This is a genomic window from Streptomyces bathyalis (assembly GCF_015910445.1).
In the GTDB taxonomy this organism is placed as follows: Bacteria; Actinomycetota; Actinomycetes; order Streptomycetales; family Streptomycetaceae; genus Streptomyces; species Streptomyces bathyalis.
Genome location: NZ_CP048882.1, coordinates 6914681 through 6930069, shown reverse-complemented (window position 1 = coordinate 6930069; position 15389 = coordinate 6914681). Strand labels below are relative to the sequence as shown.

Genomic DNA, 15389 nt, shown 5'->3' with positions numbered 1-15389 from the left:
TCTGTTCGCCTTCGGTGCGTCCCTCAGGCACCGGCCCGTCTCGCGGGGCACCGCTGGGCGTGCTGCGCTCTCCACCGGAGCCGGACGGGTCGGAACCGCTGCCGGCCTGACGGTTAGTCTGTCCGCCGCGCACGTCACGTTGTGCGCCGTCACGTGAGGAAAGAGAGAGGGAGCCGTGTCACTGCTCATCGTCGGCCACCGCGGAGTGATGGGCGTCGAGCCCGAGAACACTCTGCGCTCCTTCGTCCGCGCCGAGCACGAGGGTGTCGACGTCATCGAACTGGACCTGCACCTGAGCAAGGACGGCGAGCTGGTCGTGATGCACGACGCCGACGTCTCGCGGACCACGGACGGTTCTGGCGCCATCAGCGACTTCACCCTGGCGCAGCTGCGCGAGCTCGACGCCGGACAGGGCGAGCGCATCCCGACCTTCCATGAGGTCGTGGAGGCCGTCGGGTCCCCGTTGCAGGCCGAGATCAAGGACCGGGCGGCGGCCCGGGTGCTGACCGGAGTGATCGACGAACTCGGCCTGCACGAGCGCGTCACGGTCATCTCGTTCCACGACGAGGCGCTGCGCGAGGTACGGGAGCACCTGCCGGAGATGCCGCTGGTGCTGGTGACGGGCCGCTCGACTCCGACCGCGCCCGAACGCGCCCGCGAGCTGGGCGCGTTCATGGTCTCGTGCGAGCTGCAGTGGCTGGAGTCGGAGACCGTGGAGCGCTGCCACGCCGACGGGATCAAGGTCATCACCTGGACCGTGAACACCGGCGAGGAACTGGACCGGGTCCGCGAGTTGGGGCTCGACGGCCTGGTGACGGATATGCCGGAGATCAAGACGGCGGCACGTCGAGCGTCTTGACGAGCAGTTCGAAGGCCAGGTCACCGCGCTGTGGAATGCCGAACCGCTCGTCGCCGTAGGGGAACGGCGTGAGCTTGCCGGTGCGTGTGTAGCCGCGGCGCTCGTACCAGGCGATCAGGTCCTCGCGCTGCCGGATCACCGTCATCTGCATCTCACGCGAACCCCATTCGGCAACGACCGTGCGTTCGGCCTCCTGAAGCACCACCTTGCCCAGCCCCGCACCCTGCAGTTCGGGACGGACGGCGAACATCCCGAAGTAGGCGACGTCGCCGCGCCGCTCCAGCTGGCAGCAGCCCACCAGCTCCCCCGCCCGCTCGACGGCGAGCATGATGCTTCCGGCATCCGTGACGACAGCTCCGACACCCTCGGGGTCGGTGCGCTGGCCCTCCAGCAGGTCGGCCTCGGTGGTCCAGCCCGCGCGGCTGGAGTCGCCCCGGTAGGCCGACTCCAGGAGTGCGACGAGAGCGTGGATGTCGTCCGGTGCCGCGACGCGGAAGGTCGGTTCGCCGGTCTCCTTGACGTTCTCCATGGTGAGCGACCTTAATACCGCGCCGCCGGGAATAGAGTCGGTCGGTATGGTGCACGTACTCAGCAGCCGCGTACTGCTGCGGCCGACCGACCCCGAGCGCACGCGGACCTTCTACGGGCAGACGCTGGGGCTGGCGGTCCAGCGGGAGTTCGGGACGGGCCCGGAGCGCGGCACGGTCTACTTCCTGGGCGGCGGTTCCCTCGAGGTCTCCGGTCGCTCCGAGCACCCGCCCACGCCCGGCCTCCAGCTGTGGCTCCAGGTCGAGGACGCCGCGGCGGCGCACCGCGAGCTGCTCGATGCCGGGGCCGAGGTGCTGCGGGGGCCCGTGCAGGAGCCGTGGGGGCTCATCGAGATGTGGATCGCCGATCCGGACGGCGTGCGCATCTGCATCGTCGAGGTTCCCCACACCCACCCGATGCGCTACCGGCCGGGGATCTGACCCACGACCACCGGGCGCGGTTGCCCGCCGGCCGTCCGGCCCCGCGCTCTGCCCCGCCCTCCGGCTCCTGAGCGCTCCCCCGTTGCGCCTGTGCGCTCCCGTGTGAAGGCGCCCGACGGGAAGCCTCCCGAAGGGCGAGCGGGGAGGTCGGCGATGCACGGCTCAGCGACGGTCGGCTGGCTGCTGACGGCGCTGTGCGCGTTCGTCGCCTGTGTGTGCCTGCTGCGCGCACGGGGGGCCGGGGGGATGCGGCGGCGTACTGCCACGAGCGAGGCCCTGATGGGGCTGGGAATGGCGGCCATGGCGCTGCCCGGCAGCGCGTCCGCGGTACTGCCCCCGCTCGTCCTGCTGGTGCTCTTCGGCGTGGTCGCCGTGCGGGAACTTGCGCTGCTGCTGGAGGCACGGCGGGCACCCCTGTCGTCGGGACCGGGCCACGGGCGGGCGGAGCACGTCCACCATCTCCATCACCTCGTCGGTGCCCTGGCGATGATCTACATGGCGCTGGCGATGCCGGGGACGCACGGTGCCGCGCCCGGGAATCACACGGCCGCAGCCGCTTCGGGGCTGCCGCTGCTGACCGGTGCGCTGCTGATCTACTACGCGGTCTACGTACTGCGCACGGGCGCCCTTCTGCTTCCGGCACCGGCCGGTGGCGCCCTGGCGGCCGGAGCGCCCGGGGATGCCTGTGCGGCGCGGGAGCGCCCGGAACTGGCGACGGCGTGCCGAGTCGCCATGGGCACCGGCATGTTGGCGATGCTGCTCATGCTGTGAGGGATCGGTCACTTCTGTGCGGGTGGCCGTACCGCCCCGCGGCCGGCGGCTCATACTCTGACAATCATGATGGTCCCGCTGGCGCTGCTCGTCCTCGGCGCCTTGGCCGCCGCCGTCGCCCCTCGTGTGCTGGCCCGTTCTTCCTGGCCGGAACGGGAGCCGGTGCTCGGGCTGTGGATGTGGCAGTGCGTCGTCGCCGCCGTGCTGCTGTGCTGCCTGCTGGCCATGGCGTTCTCGGCAGCCGCCGCCTGGCAGGTCGTCCGGGGCCATGTGTTCGCACCGGCGCCCAGCGGCGTCGAGGAGGCCTACGGGCTCGGCCTTGGCTCGTACGGCCCCTGGGCCGGAGCCCTCGCGGTGCTGCTGGCCTGCGGCGGCGCGTGGACGGGCGCGATGCTGCTGCGGGAGGTGCACGAGGCAAGGATGCGGCGCCGCAGGAGCCGTGCGGAGCTTCGTGAGCGGGCGCCGCGGCTGCCCGGCGAGGAACGGTCCGACGGCGACCGTCTGGTGGTCCTGGAGGGGGACAAGCCGGAAGCCCGGTGGCTGCCCGGCAGCACGCCGCAGCTCGTCGTCACCACCGCCGCGCTGCGCCGCCTGAAGGGACGTCAGCTGGACGCGGTCCTGGAACACGAGCAGGGTCACGCGCGTGCCCGTCACGACTGGCTGATGCACTGCTCCTCCGCGCTCGCGGCCGGTTTTCCCCGGGTGCCCGTCTTCGCCGCGTTCCGCGATCAGGTGCACACCCTGGTCGAGATGGCCGCGGACGACACTGCCTCGAAGCGCTACGGCCGGCTCACCGTGGCCCTGGCCCTGGTCGAACTCAACGAGGACAGCGGGGTGTTCGGACCCGCACCGACTCCCCTCGCCCAAGTCCCCCACCGCGTGCACCGCCTGCTGTCCGCCGCTCCCCGGCTGCCGGTCTCGCGCCGGGTACGGATGACGGCGGCCGCGGTGCTCGTCCCGGCCGTGCCCCTCGTCGTGGCATTCGTACCGGGACTCTCCGCGCTTCGATAGCCGCAGAAGTGACTGCCGGGTGAAGATCGAACCATGCACGGACCGACGCATGCCCCGACCACGGACCCGCCCTCTCCCGTGAGCCTCTCCGTACCCGCGGCGCGATGGCTGTGGGCCGCACTAGCCCTGGGCGCCCTCGCCTGCGCCGTCATCGGGCTCATCGCGGTCGGCTGGCCGCCCCTGCTGAGCGCGGACAAGGACGTCGCGGACTGGTTCCACGCCCGCGCGCTGCAACATCCGGCCTGGACCCACGCCAACCGCGTGTTCAGCGACTGGGTTTGGGACCCGGTGACCATGAGACTCCTCGTCGCTGCGGCAGCGCTGTGGGTGTGGCTGCGAGGGGAAGCGGTGCTCGCACTGTGGTGCCTGGCAACCGCCGCCGCCGGCGCGGGTGTTCAGCAAGGACTCAAGGCGCTCCTGGACCGCAACCGCCCGAAGTGGCAGCAGCCTGTGGACTCCGCCCACTTCTCCGCCATGCCGTCGGGCCACGCCATGACGGCCGCGATCGCCTGCGTGCTGGTGGTGTGGCTGGTTCACCGTTCCGGAGCGGGACGTCAGCAGCGCGCACTCGTACTCGCCCTGGCCTGCCTGTCGGTCGCCGGTGTGTGCCTGACCCGGATCGTGCTGGGGGTGCACTGGCTCACGGACACCGTGGTCGGTGCGGCGCTGGGCTGCGCACTGGCTGCGGCGTCCATCGGACTGTGGTACTTGCTGGTCGACCGGGGCGTGTTCGGGGCTGCCAGGAACGGCGCCTGACGTTCCCCGCCCACGCGGCGCCCGGGGTCAGGGCGTCATCACGTCCGTGTTGATGGAGAGCTTGAACTGGGCGTGCACCAGGGGCACGGCGATCTTCTTGTCGTCCTTGCCCCGGGCGGAGACCTTCAGCCCGAGCGGCACGTCAGGGTGCACGAACATCTGCCACATGTACGACTTGTACTGGCCGCCGCCCGTCTCCGCGGCGTCCGTGGTCGCCGTCGAGTCGTAGTCGTCCCCGAGCGGGTCGCGCACGAAGCGCGCGCGGTACTCGTGCGGATCGCCGTCCTTCTTCCAGTGGACCATCGCCGAGACGATGCCCCAGCCTTCGTGACTGGGGTGGATCAGACCCGATGCTGCGTCGGGGAACTGCGAGGTGTCACCGCCGCGACGGGCGGCGTGCATGTTCCAGGGGTCGTACGACTCCTGCCTCCCGTAAGGGAAGCGGACCAGGTAGTAGCCGTCGTCGTCGTACTTCACGGACTGCGAACCGGACGAGTGCTCTGCATCCCAGATGAGCGAGACCACCGCTAACGGCATGGACTCTCCTAGTAAGCCGCGAAAACCGGAAAGCCGCAGATCAGGCAGAAGAGGAACGTGGCGCAAGTGCCCGTCTCAGCGCGTACGTTGATTCATTCTATTGCTCGTCCGGCATTCAACAACGGTCTGCGCAAGGGTAATTGTGCGCTTGTGCGGCCGCGCCTGGGGTGCACGCGTGGGGCACCTGCGACCGGGAAGGCGGACGACGGCCGCCCGGATGTCACGACCAGCCCACCTCCGTGTAGCGGCGCCCCACTCCGATGCCGGCGACGGCTGCCCGGGCGTAGGGCACGGTCCTGGACGGGAGCGCGTCGGGCTCCCACCACTGCCAGGCAGTGCACTTGTCGGGCTCGAGGATCTCGGGCTCGCCGCGCCACTTCCGCGCACGGAAGACCATCTGCATGCGCGGCTGTCCGCCATGCGTGTCGACGAGGTGGACGGTGTGCACGAGGTCCACGTCCTCAGGCCGGATCAGCAGGCCGGCTTCCTCTTTCGCCTCCCGAATCAGGCAGGCCACGGCGCTCTCCTGCTCGCAGTGCCCGGCGAGGAAGTGCCAAGTGCTCCCCGCATAGGCGGAGTCGGGGTGCCGCAGACCCAGCAGGATCCTGCCGTCATCGCGCTCCAGGTAGAGGTGCACACCGACGACGTTGAGCACGGCTCCCCCGCCCGGGGATGACGCCGGCAGCAGCGGGGCGGCCGGAGGCCGGCTCTCGGGTGCGGACGTCCGGCCGGAGAGCGTCCCGGAGTCTTCCGGCCGGTTCGCGTCGGCTGCGCACGTTTCGGCGTGGCGGAGGACGACGTCGAGGGTCGACGGGCTCATTCGCAGGCACGGCATGATCCCGGGACGGAACCAGTGCAGCATCACGCCTTCTGTCAGCTCCAGGCCGGCGGGGTCACCGCTCCAGTGGCCTGCGAAGATCTGGATCGGGACAGTGGCACCGTCGCTGCTCTTGGCGTACTCCACGCCGAAGGGCATGAGGACGGGGATGTGGAGCCCCGCCTCTTCCAGCAGTTCGCGCCTGACCGTCTCCTCCAGGGACCGGTCGGCCGGTTCACGTCCGCCGCCGAGGAGCGACCACATACCCGGCTCCCAGATGCCGGGTATGTGGTCACGAAGATGCAGAAGGTACTCGCCCGCATCGTTGCGGATCAGCGCCGAACCATTCGCCGGCTCGCGCCCCTGCGGAGCGGACGGTCCAAGCGCGTGCGATCCCCCTCCTCACGGGAATCGATCGCCGGCCGGTCGTCGATCATCGGGCGCCTCCGCTGCTCGAGGTTCGGACCCTTACTTGCTGCCCAGGATCCGGGCGTTGGCGAGCAGGGCACGGACGCCGTTGATGTCGTAGCCGACGAGCTTTCCGCGGTTGGCCGTCGTCCGGTAGCCGCCGTTGGGCGAGCACATCAGGGGCTTGTTGCCGAAGCTGGTCGCCACGCACTCGTACGCCTCGACGGTCCCGTCCCGGTCCTTGTCGTGGTTCGGGTGGTCCAGGCCCAACGCGTGAAGCAACTCGTGCGGCGGGAGGTTGTGGCTCAGGGCCGCGCCCAGCTTCCACGTGCCCGAGCGGTACTCGGAGTTCATCCACACGATGCCGCTGTACTGGACTCCCTGGGAGTCGACGCAGCTTCCGGCCCTGGAATAGCCGGGCTTGCCGCTCAGAGGCCGGTACGCCTCGGTGAAATAGATCGTGCCGCGAGGCGGGCACATCGCCGTGGACATCGCCTTCACGCCGCCGACGGCCATCTTGAGACCCTCGGCACGGAGTTGGGTCAGCGCACGAGACAGGTACGGCGCGTACCAGCTCTTGATGGCGGTCGACGAGAAGACGATCGTGTTGGCCTGGCTCGGCGAGAGAGCCTTGACCTTCTCACCGGTGTTGATCTTCCAGCCGGTGCCGGAGGTAGTGATCTCCGCAGCCTGGGCCTGGGTCACGGTGAGCGCGAGTGCCGCGGCAATGGCCGCTGCTGCCGTGAGGGTCCTCTTCAGCATGGATGTACTCCTTATGAAGTTGTGGGGGCTCTGCCGCGACGACGGCGCCTTCACATGTTGTTCACCTTTCAGACGCGACAGACACACATGTCGTTGCGCCCTCAACTACACGGGCGTGTAACAGATTTGGGGTCGGCAGCGACCTGGCCTGCCTGTCGCCCGGATCGGCTCGCCGGGGGTACACCGGGGAGATCGACGTCGCGCTCGTGGCGGACGAGAGTCACGCCGCCTCAGCAGCAGGGGGCTACTACGTGGCTGATGACCTCGGCGTCCTACAGCCGTCTGCTGACGATGCCGCACTGACCTGCCGCGCACATGGCCAAGGCCCCGCGCGTCACAGGGGTCCTTGGTCATGTGGTCCATTTCCTGACGGCGATGCCGTCCCTCCGGGCAAGGTCGGCGGTGTGGTGGGCGCCGTGGGACTCGTGAGGCTTGGGTCGACGGCACAGTGCGGACGCGCAGTTGTCGATGAAGACGAGGCACAGGTCTGCCCCGAGTCCGACCATGTGCTGGTTGCGGACGGATCCGGCGTTGGGGCCGTGGGTGCCGTAGTCGGCGGGGTTCGGCTCCTGGGCGACGTCGTTGTGTTCGGCCCAGTCGGCTGCGATCTTGTCGACCCCGGTGGGGCACGCGCCGTGAACGACGACGATCCCTTCGGCGCCGTCTTGGATGGCCGCGCGCCTGGCCTCCAGCAGGGCCTCAGCGATGGTCTGCTGGTCGGCCCACGTACTGGAGCCGGTCACCAGGACCCGCCGGACATCGGCCACCTGGTCTCCCGTCCCTCTCGTGCACGTTGCGCGAGAGCCGGCGGCACCGGCATTCGCACGTGCTCTTCCTCGACGCGGGCGTGACATTTGCCCCGAGCAGCCTATCGACGCGGGCCTCGCCACCCATCAGGAATCAGGAATGGCGCTGACGAGCACCTACGCGGCCTGCGCAACGGTCAGTTGGCCCGGGCTGAGGCGCGAGCACTCGCACTGCGATGAGAGCCGGCTGCATTCGAGGCACCTGCCTGCACACACACGATGCCGATGACGCTGGACATCGCCACGTATCAACAGCGCCTGCGGGAAGAGTCGAATCGCGTGGCGGATCACCAGCGGGAGCGGGAGAAGCAGCGAGCCCACCACGGTACTTCGTGGATCGTCTCCCGCCTGTCTCCCAAGAACAGCCTGGAGTGGCCGATGCGGCAGTCGGGCAGGGTTGCAGTGAACGTGCGTTCAGCGGCGGCAGTATGGAACTACCGCCGCTCCTGTGCAGGTGTGAGCGGCGAGTCCGGGCACAGAACAGCCGGTATTGGGCGATCCCCCGCGTCGCCCAATACCGGCGGTCGCGCCGGAAGCAGCCTGGTCGGGGGCGTGCGTCCGAAGTCGCCACGAGTATATTGGCTCGGAGCCAGTCAACATAGGAGTTAACAGAATGTCCCCTCGGAGCGCCTCGGTCAACGAAGAGTTGCGCCGACGCTCGCGCGAGCGGTTGCTGCAGGCGACGGTCGATCTCGTCGGCGAGCGCGGCTTCGAGGCGACGACCCTGGGCGACATCGCGGACCGGGCCGGCTCCGCGCGGGGACTCATCTCCTACTACTTCCCGGGGAAGCGGCAGCTGTTCCAGTCCGCCGTTCACCGCCTGATGCACCTCACGCTCCAAGAAGCCCTGGAGCGTGAGCCTCTGCCGGAGGGTCCGGACGCGGGGAACGAGTCCCTGGCGCGGGCGATCGACGCCATCCTCGGGCTGGCGCAGGACCGCCCCGTCCTGATGCGTGCCCACATGGCCGGAATCCTCCAGCAGGAAGGATTCGTCCAGTGTCCCGAGCAGCAGCGGCTGGCGGCTCTGCTGAGAGGGGCCGTGGAACGGTACGGATCGCCCGACCCGGACGCCGACTATCCGCTGCTGCGCGCCCTGTTGATGGGCGCCGTGGTCGCCGTGCTGATTCCCGGTGTGCCGATGCCCGTGGCGCGCCTGCGGGCCGAACTCTTCGCACGCTACGAGCTGGACTGGGAGCTGGGCCTGCCTCCCGCGGAGAGCGCGGCAGGCAGCGAGTACAGGGCGCAGGCGAGGCGGCTGCCCGCCGCACGGCCTCCGGCCGCCCCGGAACCCCTGGCTGAGCCGGAGCCGCCACCGTACGAGTTGCTGCGCCAGCCGAAGCCCACCGTGGCCCCGCCGCCTCACCGGCCCTCGGCGAACTGAGGTCCGGGCGGCCGGGACAGCCAGGACGGCCGGAGACCTGCCGCACGCGCCGCTCTCACCTGCGGTGACATCCGCAGCGGCGCCATTGTCAGTGGACGGGTGCAGACTGTGCCCACCTCAAAAAGCCCTGACAAAGACGTCATGGAGGCAGGATCAGACATGTCAGACGTACTTCTCGCAGTGGGCACCAGGAAAGGGCTCTTCCTCGCGCGACGGCCTGTGGACGGGCGGCAAGGGTCGGGCTGGGAGTTCGACGGTCCGCACTTCAACGCGCAGGCGGTCTACTCGGTCGGCTTCGACACGCGCCGCGCTTCCGGCCCCAGGATCCTCGTCGGCGGCGACAGTGCCCACTGGGGGCCGTCGGTGTTCCACTCCGACGACCTGGGTTCGACGTGGACGGAGCCCTCGGCGCCGGCAGTGAAGTTCCCCCAGGACACGGGGGTTTCGCTGGAGCGCGTCTGGCAGATCCAGCCCGGCGGGGCGGACGAGCCGGACGTGATCTGGGCGGGCACCGAACCGGGCGCCCTGTTCCGCTCGGAGGACGGCGGCAGCAGCTTCGAGCTGGTGCGCGGCCTGTGGGAGCACCCCACACGCAAGGACTGGGTTCCGGGAGGTGGCGGCCTCGGCCTGCACACCATCCTCGTCGACCCCAGGGACCCGCGCAGGGTGACCATCGCCGTCTCGACGGGCGGCGCCTACCGCACGGCTGACGCCGGCAAGAGCTGGGAGCCGTGCAACCGCGGCGTGGAGGCGGTGTTCCTCCCGGAGAACATGCGCTTCCCGGAGTACGGGCAGTGCGTGCACAAGGTCGCGCGGGATGCCGAGGACCCGGACAGGCTGTATCTCCAGAACCACTGGGGCGTCTACCGCAGCGACGACGACGGGACGAACTGGACCTCCATCGGCGGGAGTCTGCCGTCCGACTTCGGCTTCCCCGTGGTGAGCCACCCGAGGCGCGGCGGCGTCGCGTACGTCTTCCCGCTCAACGCCGACTCCGACCGGGTCCCCGCGGGGCGCCACTGCCGCGTCCACCGCACCGAGGACGCGGGAGCCACGTGGCAGGAACTCGGCGCCGGGCTGCCGGATGCGGCGCACTACGGTCCGGTGCTGCGCGACGCGATGTGCACGGACGGGGCGGATCCCGCCGGGATCTACTTCGGCAACCGCAACGGCGAGGTCTTCGCCAGCGCCGACGAAGGGGAGAACTGGCAGCAGCTCACGGAACATCTGCCGGACGTGCTGTGCGTGCGGGCGGCGGTGATCGACTGATGTGACCGAGAGGTCGGGAGCGGCCGTCCGGAGCCAGTAGAGTAACCGGCCGTGGCTGCACGACCGTTGAACGAGATCGTCGAACCGGGCTGGGCGAAGGCGCTCGAACCCGTCGCTGAACGGATCGCCTCCATGGGCGAGTTCCTCCGCGCGGAGATCGCGGCGGGGAGAACCTATCTCCCGGCGGGAGAGAACGTCCTGCGCGCCTTTCAGCAGCCCTTCGACGACGTACGGGTCCTCATCGTCGGCCAGGACCCGTATCCGACCCCCGGTCACGCCGTGGGGCTGTCGTTCTCGGTCGCGCCGGATGTGAGCCCCCTGCCGGGCAGCCTCGAGAACATCTACCGCGAGCTGGGCAGCGACCTCGGCCTTCCACGGCCGTCGAACGGTGACCTGACGCCCTGGACACGGCAAGGCGTGCTGCTGCTCAACAGGGCGCTGACGACCGCACCGCGGCGTCCCGGCGCCCACCGCGGCAAGGGCTGGGAAGAGGTGACGGAGCAGGCGATCAAGGCACTCGTCGCGCGTGAGCGGCCGATGGTCTCGGTGCTGTGGGGCCGCGATGCGCGCAACCTCCGTCCGCTACTGGAGAGCCGTCCCGTCGTGGAGTCCTCGCACCCCTCGCCCATGTCGGCGGACCGGGGCTTCTTCGGCTCACGTCCCTTCAGCCGCGTCAACGACCTGCTCGCACAGCAGGGATCCGGCCCGGTGGACTGGCAGCTGCCGTGACCGGTCGGGGGCCTGGCCCGGGCCTGTCTCCCGTGCCGGCGGACGGCGCGGCACGGGAGTCGGTGTGGGTGCTCGGCGCGGACTCGGGCGGCTCGGGGCTGCGCGTCGCGCTGGCGGACGCCTCCCGGCCGGGCGCGGCCCCGCGGACGGTGGGTACGGCCACCTCCTCCGAGCCGGTCCGTACCGGCCCGGAAGGCATCGACGCCGAACACATGCTGGCCCAGCTCCTGCCGGCCGCACGGAGCCTGCTCGCCGAAGCGGGCGAGGAGGGTGGCGGCCTCGACGCCGTGTGTGTGGGTGCGGCGGGAATGGCCACCCTGGGCGCGGGCCTGCGCGCGCAGCTGCCCGGCGCCCTCACCCGGGAGTTCGGCACCCGGCACGTCGCGCTGGCCGCCGACGCGGTGACCGCCTACGCGGGCGCACTGGGTGAACAGCCCGGCGCGGTGGTCGCCGGCGGCACCGGGCTGATCGCCATGGGCACCGATCTGCGGGGCTGGCAGCGCGCCGACGGCTGGGGGCATCTGCTGGGGGACTGCGGTGGCGGGGCGTGGATCGGGCAGGCCGGTCTGCAGGCCGCGATGCGCGCGTTCGACGGCCGGGAAGGCGGCTCCCGAGCGCTCAAGGAGCTCGCCGAAGCACGCTTCGGCTCGCCCCTGAGCGGACTGCCCTCGCAGCTGTACCCGCGCAGCGACAGGCCCGCCGTGCTGGCCTCCTTCGCCCCCGACGTCGCCGGCTGCGCCACGGACGGCGACCTGGTCGCCGGTGCCGTGATGGACGCGGCGGCGCGCGAGATCGCCGCTGCCGCGACGGCCGTGTGCCCCTCGGCGAAGGGTGCCGCCGTGGCGCTCACCGGCGGCCTGTTCCGCCTCGGCGCCCCGCTCTCCGGGCCTCTCCGGCGGGAACTGGACCGGCGGTTGCCGGGTGCGCGGGTCCTGACGCCCGAGGGCGGACCTCTCGACGGCGCGCTGCTGATCGCCGCCCGGCTCACCGATCGTGCGCTGCGACTTCCACCCGATCCGGTCTTGCTGGCCTTGAGCTGAGAAATCCGGCAAAGCAGAACAACCTCCGCAGGATCAAAAGGGCATTTCCAGCCACTCTCCCCCGCCTGAACTGCGGGCTCCCACAAGGCGTTAACATGCGGGCGCATGAGCTCCCCCACTGACCCGGACAACGGCCTGCCAGTACGAATGCCGCGTCCACGCAGGCCCGGAAGGCACCGCAAGCCGGAGCCTGTTGTTGCACCAGAGAACGCACCTGCACTGGTCCTCGCCGTACCCGGCACCCCCTCCGGCGCCGTCCGCAGCATCGCCGAGGAGATCCTCAGCATCGCCCGCTCGGAGTTGCCGGGGATGGACGCACGGATCGGTTACGTGGAGGGCGACGGCGAGGAGTACCCCACTCTCGGGGGTGTCCTGACGCAGACCGCCGCCGACCAGCAGGCCGCCGAGGACCGCGCCGCAGAGCTGGCCGCGGTCGAGGCCGCTGCCATCGACGACAGCGCCGAGGCCGGCCAGGCCGACGCCGAGGCGGCTGCCGCCCGCCAGGCTCCGAAGACGGGAGCGGAGGAGCGCCTCGTCGCTCTCGTCATCCCGCTTCTCGCCGGCCCCGACGCGGCCGGCATGCGGCAGATACGGCAGGCGGTGCTCTCCAGCGGCACGGGCGCGGAACTCACCGATGTGCTGGGCCCGCACCCGCTGCTCGCCGAGGGCGTCCACGTGAAGCTCTCGGAGGCCGGTCTCGCCCGCGCCGACCGCGCACGGCTCTTCACCGTCGCGACCGCCGCCGACGGCATCATCCTCGCCTCCGTGGGCGGTGAGGAGGCGGTGCAGGCGGCCGGCATCACCGGCATGCTGCTCGCCGCGCGGCTCGCCGTTCCGGTGCTCGCCGCCGGCCTCGACGAGGCGGGCGCGGTGGCACGCGTCGCCGAGCAGCTGCGCGAGGCGGGCTCCCAGCAGCTCGCCGTTGCTCCGTGCCTCATCGGCCCCGAGGTCCCGGAAGGGCTGCTCGACGCGGCGGCCGCGGAAGCGGGCTGCGCCGTGGCGGAGCCGCTGGGTGCCTACCCGGCCGTCGGCAAGCTCGTCGCGTCCACCTACGCGGCCAAACTGGGCATCCCGCAGCAGCAGTCGCCACAGGGACTGGCGGCACGCTGACGCGGCGCCCAGACGCGGCGCCCAGGGGAAGGCTCTTCGGTGCGGGTTCCGCTCGCGCCGGTGCGGAACGGAGGCGGTGTGCCCGTCGGGGAGGACGGGGCGCGCCGCCTCTCCGCGTGTCCGGGTCTTCGCGCCCGATGTGCTTCACGGAGTCAGGGACGGGCCGACGCCCTGTGCCGGCTCCCTGGGCTGCCGCCGCGGCCATCCCGGCCGGGGTCTGCTCGTGAGGTGTCTCAGCCGAAGACGACGCAGCTCGCGGCCGTGACGGGGATGGTTCCCTCGCGGTGGGGTGTGCCGGTGACCTGGTCGATGCCGAACCAGGTGACGTCGCCGGAGCGTTCGTTGGCGGCGTAGAGCCAGCGCCCGGACGGATGCAGGGCGAGATCGCGGGGCCAGTGCCCGCCGCACGGCACGGTCCCGGTCAGCTCGATGGAGTCCCCCGAGGCGGCGACCGCGAAGAGGGAGATGCTGTCGTGGCCGCGGTTCGCGGACCACGCGAAGCGCCCGTCCCGCGAAACGACGAGCGCCGAGGGGTAGTTGCGTTCGGGGGCCGCGCTGTCGGGCACGGTCGCCTTCTCGCTGACCGCTTCCAGGGCACCGGTCGCGGCGTCCCAGCTGCACACGGTCACGGACGAGGCCAGCTCGTTGATGACGTAGGCGTGGTCGCCGTCGGGATGGAAGACCAGGTGCCGCGGCCCGCTCCCGGGCCGCAGTTCCACCTCCGCGTACGGCAGCGGTTCGCCTTCGGGGCAGGCGTCGCGCAGGTCGTAGATCCACACCGAATCGGTGCCGAGGTCGACCGAGAGCAGCCAGCGCCCGGACGGGTCGGGCACGACCGCGTGCGCGTGCGGCCCCTCCTGACGCTGCGTCTCGGGCCCGTCGCCGGTGTGCTGGTGCACCGAGACATGGCTGCCGAGCGTGCCGTCGGCCCGCACGGGCAGCGCGCTGATGCTTCCGGAGCCGTAGTTGGCGGTGATGAGATGCCCCGCGGCGATGGTGAGATGTGTCGGCCCTCCCCCTCTCACGGGTGTCAATTCGCCCAGGGGCTCGGGTCTGTCCCGGTCGGTGAGCGAGAAGGCGGCCGCGCCGCCCATCTCGCGCTCACTGACGGCGTAGAGGTGACCGCCGGGGCTGCCCGGCCCGCCGGGGCCCTCGGTCACCGTGAGGTACGAAGGGTCGGGGAGGAGCGTCTCGGTGTGGTGCAGCTCCGTCAGCGCACCGCTCTCCAGGTCGATGGACGCGGTGGTGATGCCCCGGCCTCCCGCCGAGGTGAACGATCCGATGTACGCCCTGTCGGCCCACTGTCCGCTCACTTCACTCAACGCGCCGCGCCCTTCATCCGGAGACAGTTCCGCGATCTTGGCCGACGGTAGCAGCGCCCACGGTGGGGCGGGGCGCACTCGATCACAACGGCGCCGGGCCAGGCCCTGTCACTCCCCCACGATCGTGTTGGCACCCTGGTGGACATGGACAGCTCCGCCACCGCCGTGATCTTCGATCTCGACGGCACGCTCGTGGACAGCGAACCCCACTACTTCGAGGCGGGGCGGCGTGTGCTCGCCGCGCACGGGGTCACCGGCTTCACCTGGGAGGACCACACCCGGTTCATCGGCATCGGGACCCGGGAGACGATGGAGACGCTGCGCGCCGAGCACGGGATCGCCGCTCCCGTCGAGCAGTTGCTGGAGGAGAAGAACCGCAGCTATCTCCAGCTCGCGGGGCACTCCACCCCGGTCTTCCCGGGGATGCGCTCTCTCGTGGAGCAACTGCACGGCGCCGCATATCCGTTGGCAGTGGCCTCCGGATCCTCGCGTGCGGCCATCGACGCCGTGCTCGAGGGCTCGGGACTGGCAACGCTGCTGCCCGTACGGGTCTCGGCGGAGGAGGTCGCGCACGGCAAGCCGGAGCCGGACGTCTTCCTCGAGGCGGCACGGCGGCTCGGCGTTCCGGCCGGGCGGTGCGTGGCGCTCGAGGACGCTCCGCCCGGCGCGGAGGCCGCACACCGCGCGGGCATGCGCTGTGTGGCGGTCCCCTACGTACGTGGGACCGAGAAGCACCCGGCGTTCGCCTCGGCCGGGCTGCTCTTCGCGGGCGGCCACGCCGAGTTCGACGCCGGGCGTGCCTTCGGCTGGATCACCGGCGCGGGCTGACGCGCCGTGGGACGC

General features: G+C 71.1%; 17 protein-coding genes. 11 read left to right on the top strand and 6 right to left on the bottom strand.

Features of this window, described 5'->3' with window-relative positions:
• Nucleotides 1-175 precede the first annotated feature (175 nt).
• Complete coding sequence (locus G4Z16_RS30180) at nt 176-859, top strand: glycerophosphodiester phosphodiesterase (RefSeq protein ID WP_197353735.1); 684 nt, start codon at nt 176-178, stop codon at nt 857-859.
• Here G4Z16_RS30180 and G4Z16_RS30175 read toward each other — a convergent pair.
• Nucleotides 831-1388 (bottom strand): GNAT family N-acetyltransferase, encoded by a 558-nt coding sequence (locus G4Z16_RS30175; protein WP_197353734.1) that lies wholly within the window; start codon nt 1386-1388, stop codon nt 831-833. The two genes, G4Z16_RS30180 and G4Z16_RS30175, sit on opposite strands and share 29 nt — an antisense overlap.
• A 46-nt stretch (nt 1389-1434) precedes the next feature.
• Between G4Z16_RS30175 and G4Z16_RS30170 the strand changes: the two genes are divergently transcribed.
• From G4Z16_RS30170 to G4Z16_RS30155, 4 genes are all read left to right on the top strand, one after another.
• Nucleotides 1435-1827, top strand: coding sequence for a VOC family protein (locus G4Z16_RS30170; protein ID WP_197353733.1), 393 nt, complete (start codon nt 1435-1437; stop codon nt 1825-1827).
• 153 nt (nt 1828-1980) lie between these two features.
• On the top strand, nt 1981-2598 hold the full coding sequence (locus G4Z16_RS30165; RefSeq protein WP_197353732.1) for a DUF5134 domain-containing protein: 618 nt from the start codon (nt 1981-1983) through the stop codon (nt 2596-2598).
• A gap of 66 nt (nt 2599-2664) precedes the next feature.
• Entirely contained in the window at nt 2665-3609 is a 945-nt protein-coding gene (locus G4Z16_RS30160; RefSeq protein WP_197353731.1) for a M56 family metallopeptidase, read from the top strand.
• A gap of 33 nt (nt 3610-3642) precedes the next feature.
• On the top strand, nt 3643-4365 hold the full coding sequence (locus G4Z16_RS30155) for a phosphatase PAP2 family protein (protein WP_197353730.1): 723 nt from the start codon (nt 3643-3645) through the stop codon (nt 4363-4365).
• A gap of 27 nt (nt 4366-4392) precedes the next feature.
• Here the strand turns inward: G4Z16_RS30155 and G4Z16_RS30150 are convergent, their stop codons facing one another.
• The 4 genes from G4Z16_RS30150 to G4Z16_RS30135 form a co-directional block, all read right to left on the bottom strand.
• Nucleotides 4393-4902, bottom strand: coding sequence for a hypothetical protein (locus G4Z16_RS30150; protein ID WP_197353729.1), 510 nt, complete (start codon nt 4900-4902; stop codon nt 4393-4395).
• A 220-nt stretch (nt 4903-5122) separates the two neighbouring features.
• Entirely contained in the window at nt 5123-6052 is a 930-nt protein-coding gene (locus G4Z16_RS30145; protein WP_246531400.1) for an NUDIX hydrolase, read from the bottom strand.
• 135 nt (nt 6053-6187) lie between these two features.
• A complete protein-coding gene (locus tag G4Z16_RS30140; protein ID WP_197353728.1) occupies nt 6188-6889 on the bottom strand; it encodes a zinc metalloprotease in 702 nt (233 codons plus the stop codon).
• 350 nt (nt 6890-7239) lie between these two features.
• Nucleotides 7240-7656 (bottom strand): SLOG family protein, encoded by a 417-nt coding sequence (locus tag G4Z16_RS30135; protein WP_197353727.1) that lies wholly within the window; start codon nt 7654-7656, stop codon nt 7240-7242.
• A gap of 652 nt (nt 7657-8308) precedes the next feature.
• Between G4Z16_RS30135 and G4Z16_RS30130 the strand changes: the two genes are divergently transcribed.
• The 5 genes from G4Z16_RS30130 (at nt 8309) to G4Z16_RS30110 (ending at nt 13224) form a co-directional block, all read left to right on the top strand.
• On the top strand, nt 8309-9076 hold the full coding sequence (locus tag G4Z16_RS30130; protein ID WP_197353726.1) for a TetR/AcrR family transcriptional regulator: 768 nt from the start codon (nt 8309-8311) through the stop codon (nt 9074-9076).
• A gap of 159 nt (nt 9077-9235) precedes the next feature.
• Nucleotides 9236-10345, top strand: coding sequence for a WD40/YVTN/BNR-like repeat-containing protein (locus tag G4Z16_RS30125; protein WP_197353725.1), 1110 nt, complete (start codon nt 9236-9238; stop codon nt 10343-10345).
• A 51-nt stretch (nt 10346-10396) separates the two neighbouring features.
• Entirely contained in the window at nt 10397-11074 is a 678-nt protein-coding gene (locus tag G4Z16_RS30120) for a uracil-DNA glycosylase (RefSeq protein ID WP_197353724.1), read from the top strand.
• A 32-nt stretch (nt 11075-11106) separates the two neighbouring features.
• Nucleotides 11107-12114, top strand: a complete 1008-nt coding sequence (locus G4Z16_RS30115) for an N-acetylglucosamine kinase (RefSeq protein ID WP_197353723.1) — start codon at nt 11107-11109, stop codon at nt 12112-12114.
• A gap of 105 nt (nt 12115-12219) precedes the next feature.
• Nucleotides 12220-13224: a sirohydrochlorin chelatase family protein gene (locus G4Z16_RS30110; RefSeq protein WP_197353722.1), complete on the top strand. Its 1005-nt coding sequence runs from the start codon at nt 12220-12222 to the stop codon at nt 13222-13224.
• 233 nt (nt 13225-13457) lie between these two features.
• Here the strand turns inward: G4Z16_RS30110 and G4Z16_RS30105 are convergent, their stop codons facing one another.
• Nucleotides 13458-14537, bottom strand: a complete 1080-nt coding sequence (locus G4Z16_RS30105; RefSeq protein WP_246531144.1) for a lactonase family protein — start codon at nt 14535-14537, stop codon at nt 13458-13460.
• Nucleotides 14538-14690: 153 nt separating this feature from the next.
• On the opposite strand from G4Z16_RS30105, the gene G4Z16_RS30100 reads away from it, so the two are divergent.
• A complete protein-coding gene (locus G4Z16_RS30100) occupies nt 14691-15374 on the top strand; it encodes an HAD family hydrolase (protein WP_197353720.1) in 684 nt (227 codons plus the stop codon).
• Nucleotides 15375-15389: the final 15 nt, after the last annotated feature.

What these genes read in the sequence shown, in the direction of transcription:
- G4Z16_RS30160 (WP_197353731.1), top strand. Translation starts at nt 2,665, where the DNA reads ATGATGGTCCCGCTGGCGCTGCTCGTCCTCGGCGCCTTGGCCGCCGCC.
- G4Z16_RS30130 (WP_197353726.1), top strand. Translation starts at nt 8,309, where the DNA reads ATGTCCCCTCGGAGCGCCTCGGTCAACGAAGAGTTGCGCCGACGCTCG.
- G4Z16_RS30165 (WP_197353732.1), top strand. Translation starts at nt 1,981, where the DNA reads ATGCACGGCTCAGCGACGGTCGGCTGGCTGCTGACGGCGCTGTGCGCG.
- G4Z16_RS30100 (WP_197353720.1), top strand. Translation starts at nt 14,691, where the DNA reads ATGGACAGCTCCGCCACCGCCGTGATCTTCGATCTCGACGGCACGCTC.
- G4Z16_RS30110 (WP_197353722.1), top strand. Translation starts at nt 12,220, where the DNA reads ATGAGCTCCCCCACTGACCCGGACAACGGCCTGCCAGTACGAATGCCG.
- G4Z16_RS30140 (WP_197353728.1), bottom strand. Translation starts at nt 6,889, where the DNA reads ATGCTGAAGAGGACCCTCACGGCAGCAGCGGCCATTGCCGCGGCACTC.
- G4Z16_RS30170 (WP_197353733.1), top strand. Translation starts at nt 1,435, where the DNA reads ATGGTGCACGTACTCAGCAGCCGCGTACTGCTGCGGCCGACCGACCCC.
- G4Z16_RS30125 (WP_197353725.1), top strand. Translation starts at nt 9,236, where the DNA reads ATGTCAGACGTACTTCTCGCAGTGGGCACCAGGAAAGGGCTCTTCCTC.
- G4Z16_RS30150 (WP_197353729.1), bottom strand. Translation starts at nt 4,902, where the DNA reads ATGCCGTTAGCGGTGGTCTCGCTCATCTGGGATGCAGAGCACTCGTCC.
- G4Z16_RS30155 (WP_197353730.1), top strand. Translation starts at nt 3,643, where the DNA reads ATGCACGGACCGACGCATGCCCCGACCACGGACCCGCCCTCTCCCGTG.
- G4Z16_RS30175 (WP_197353734.1), bottom strand. Translation starts at nt 1,388, where the DNA reads ATGGAGAACGTCAAGGAGACCGGCGAACCGACCTTCCGCGTCGCGGCA.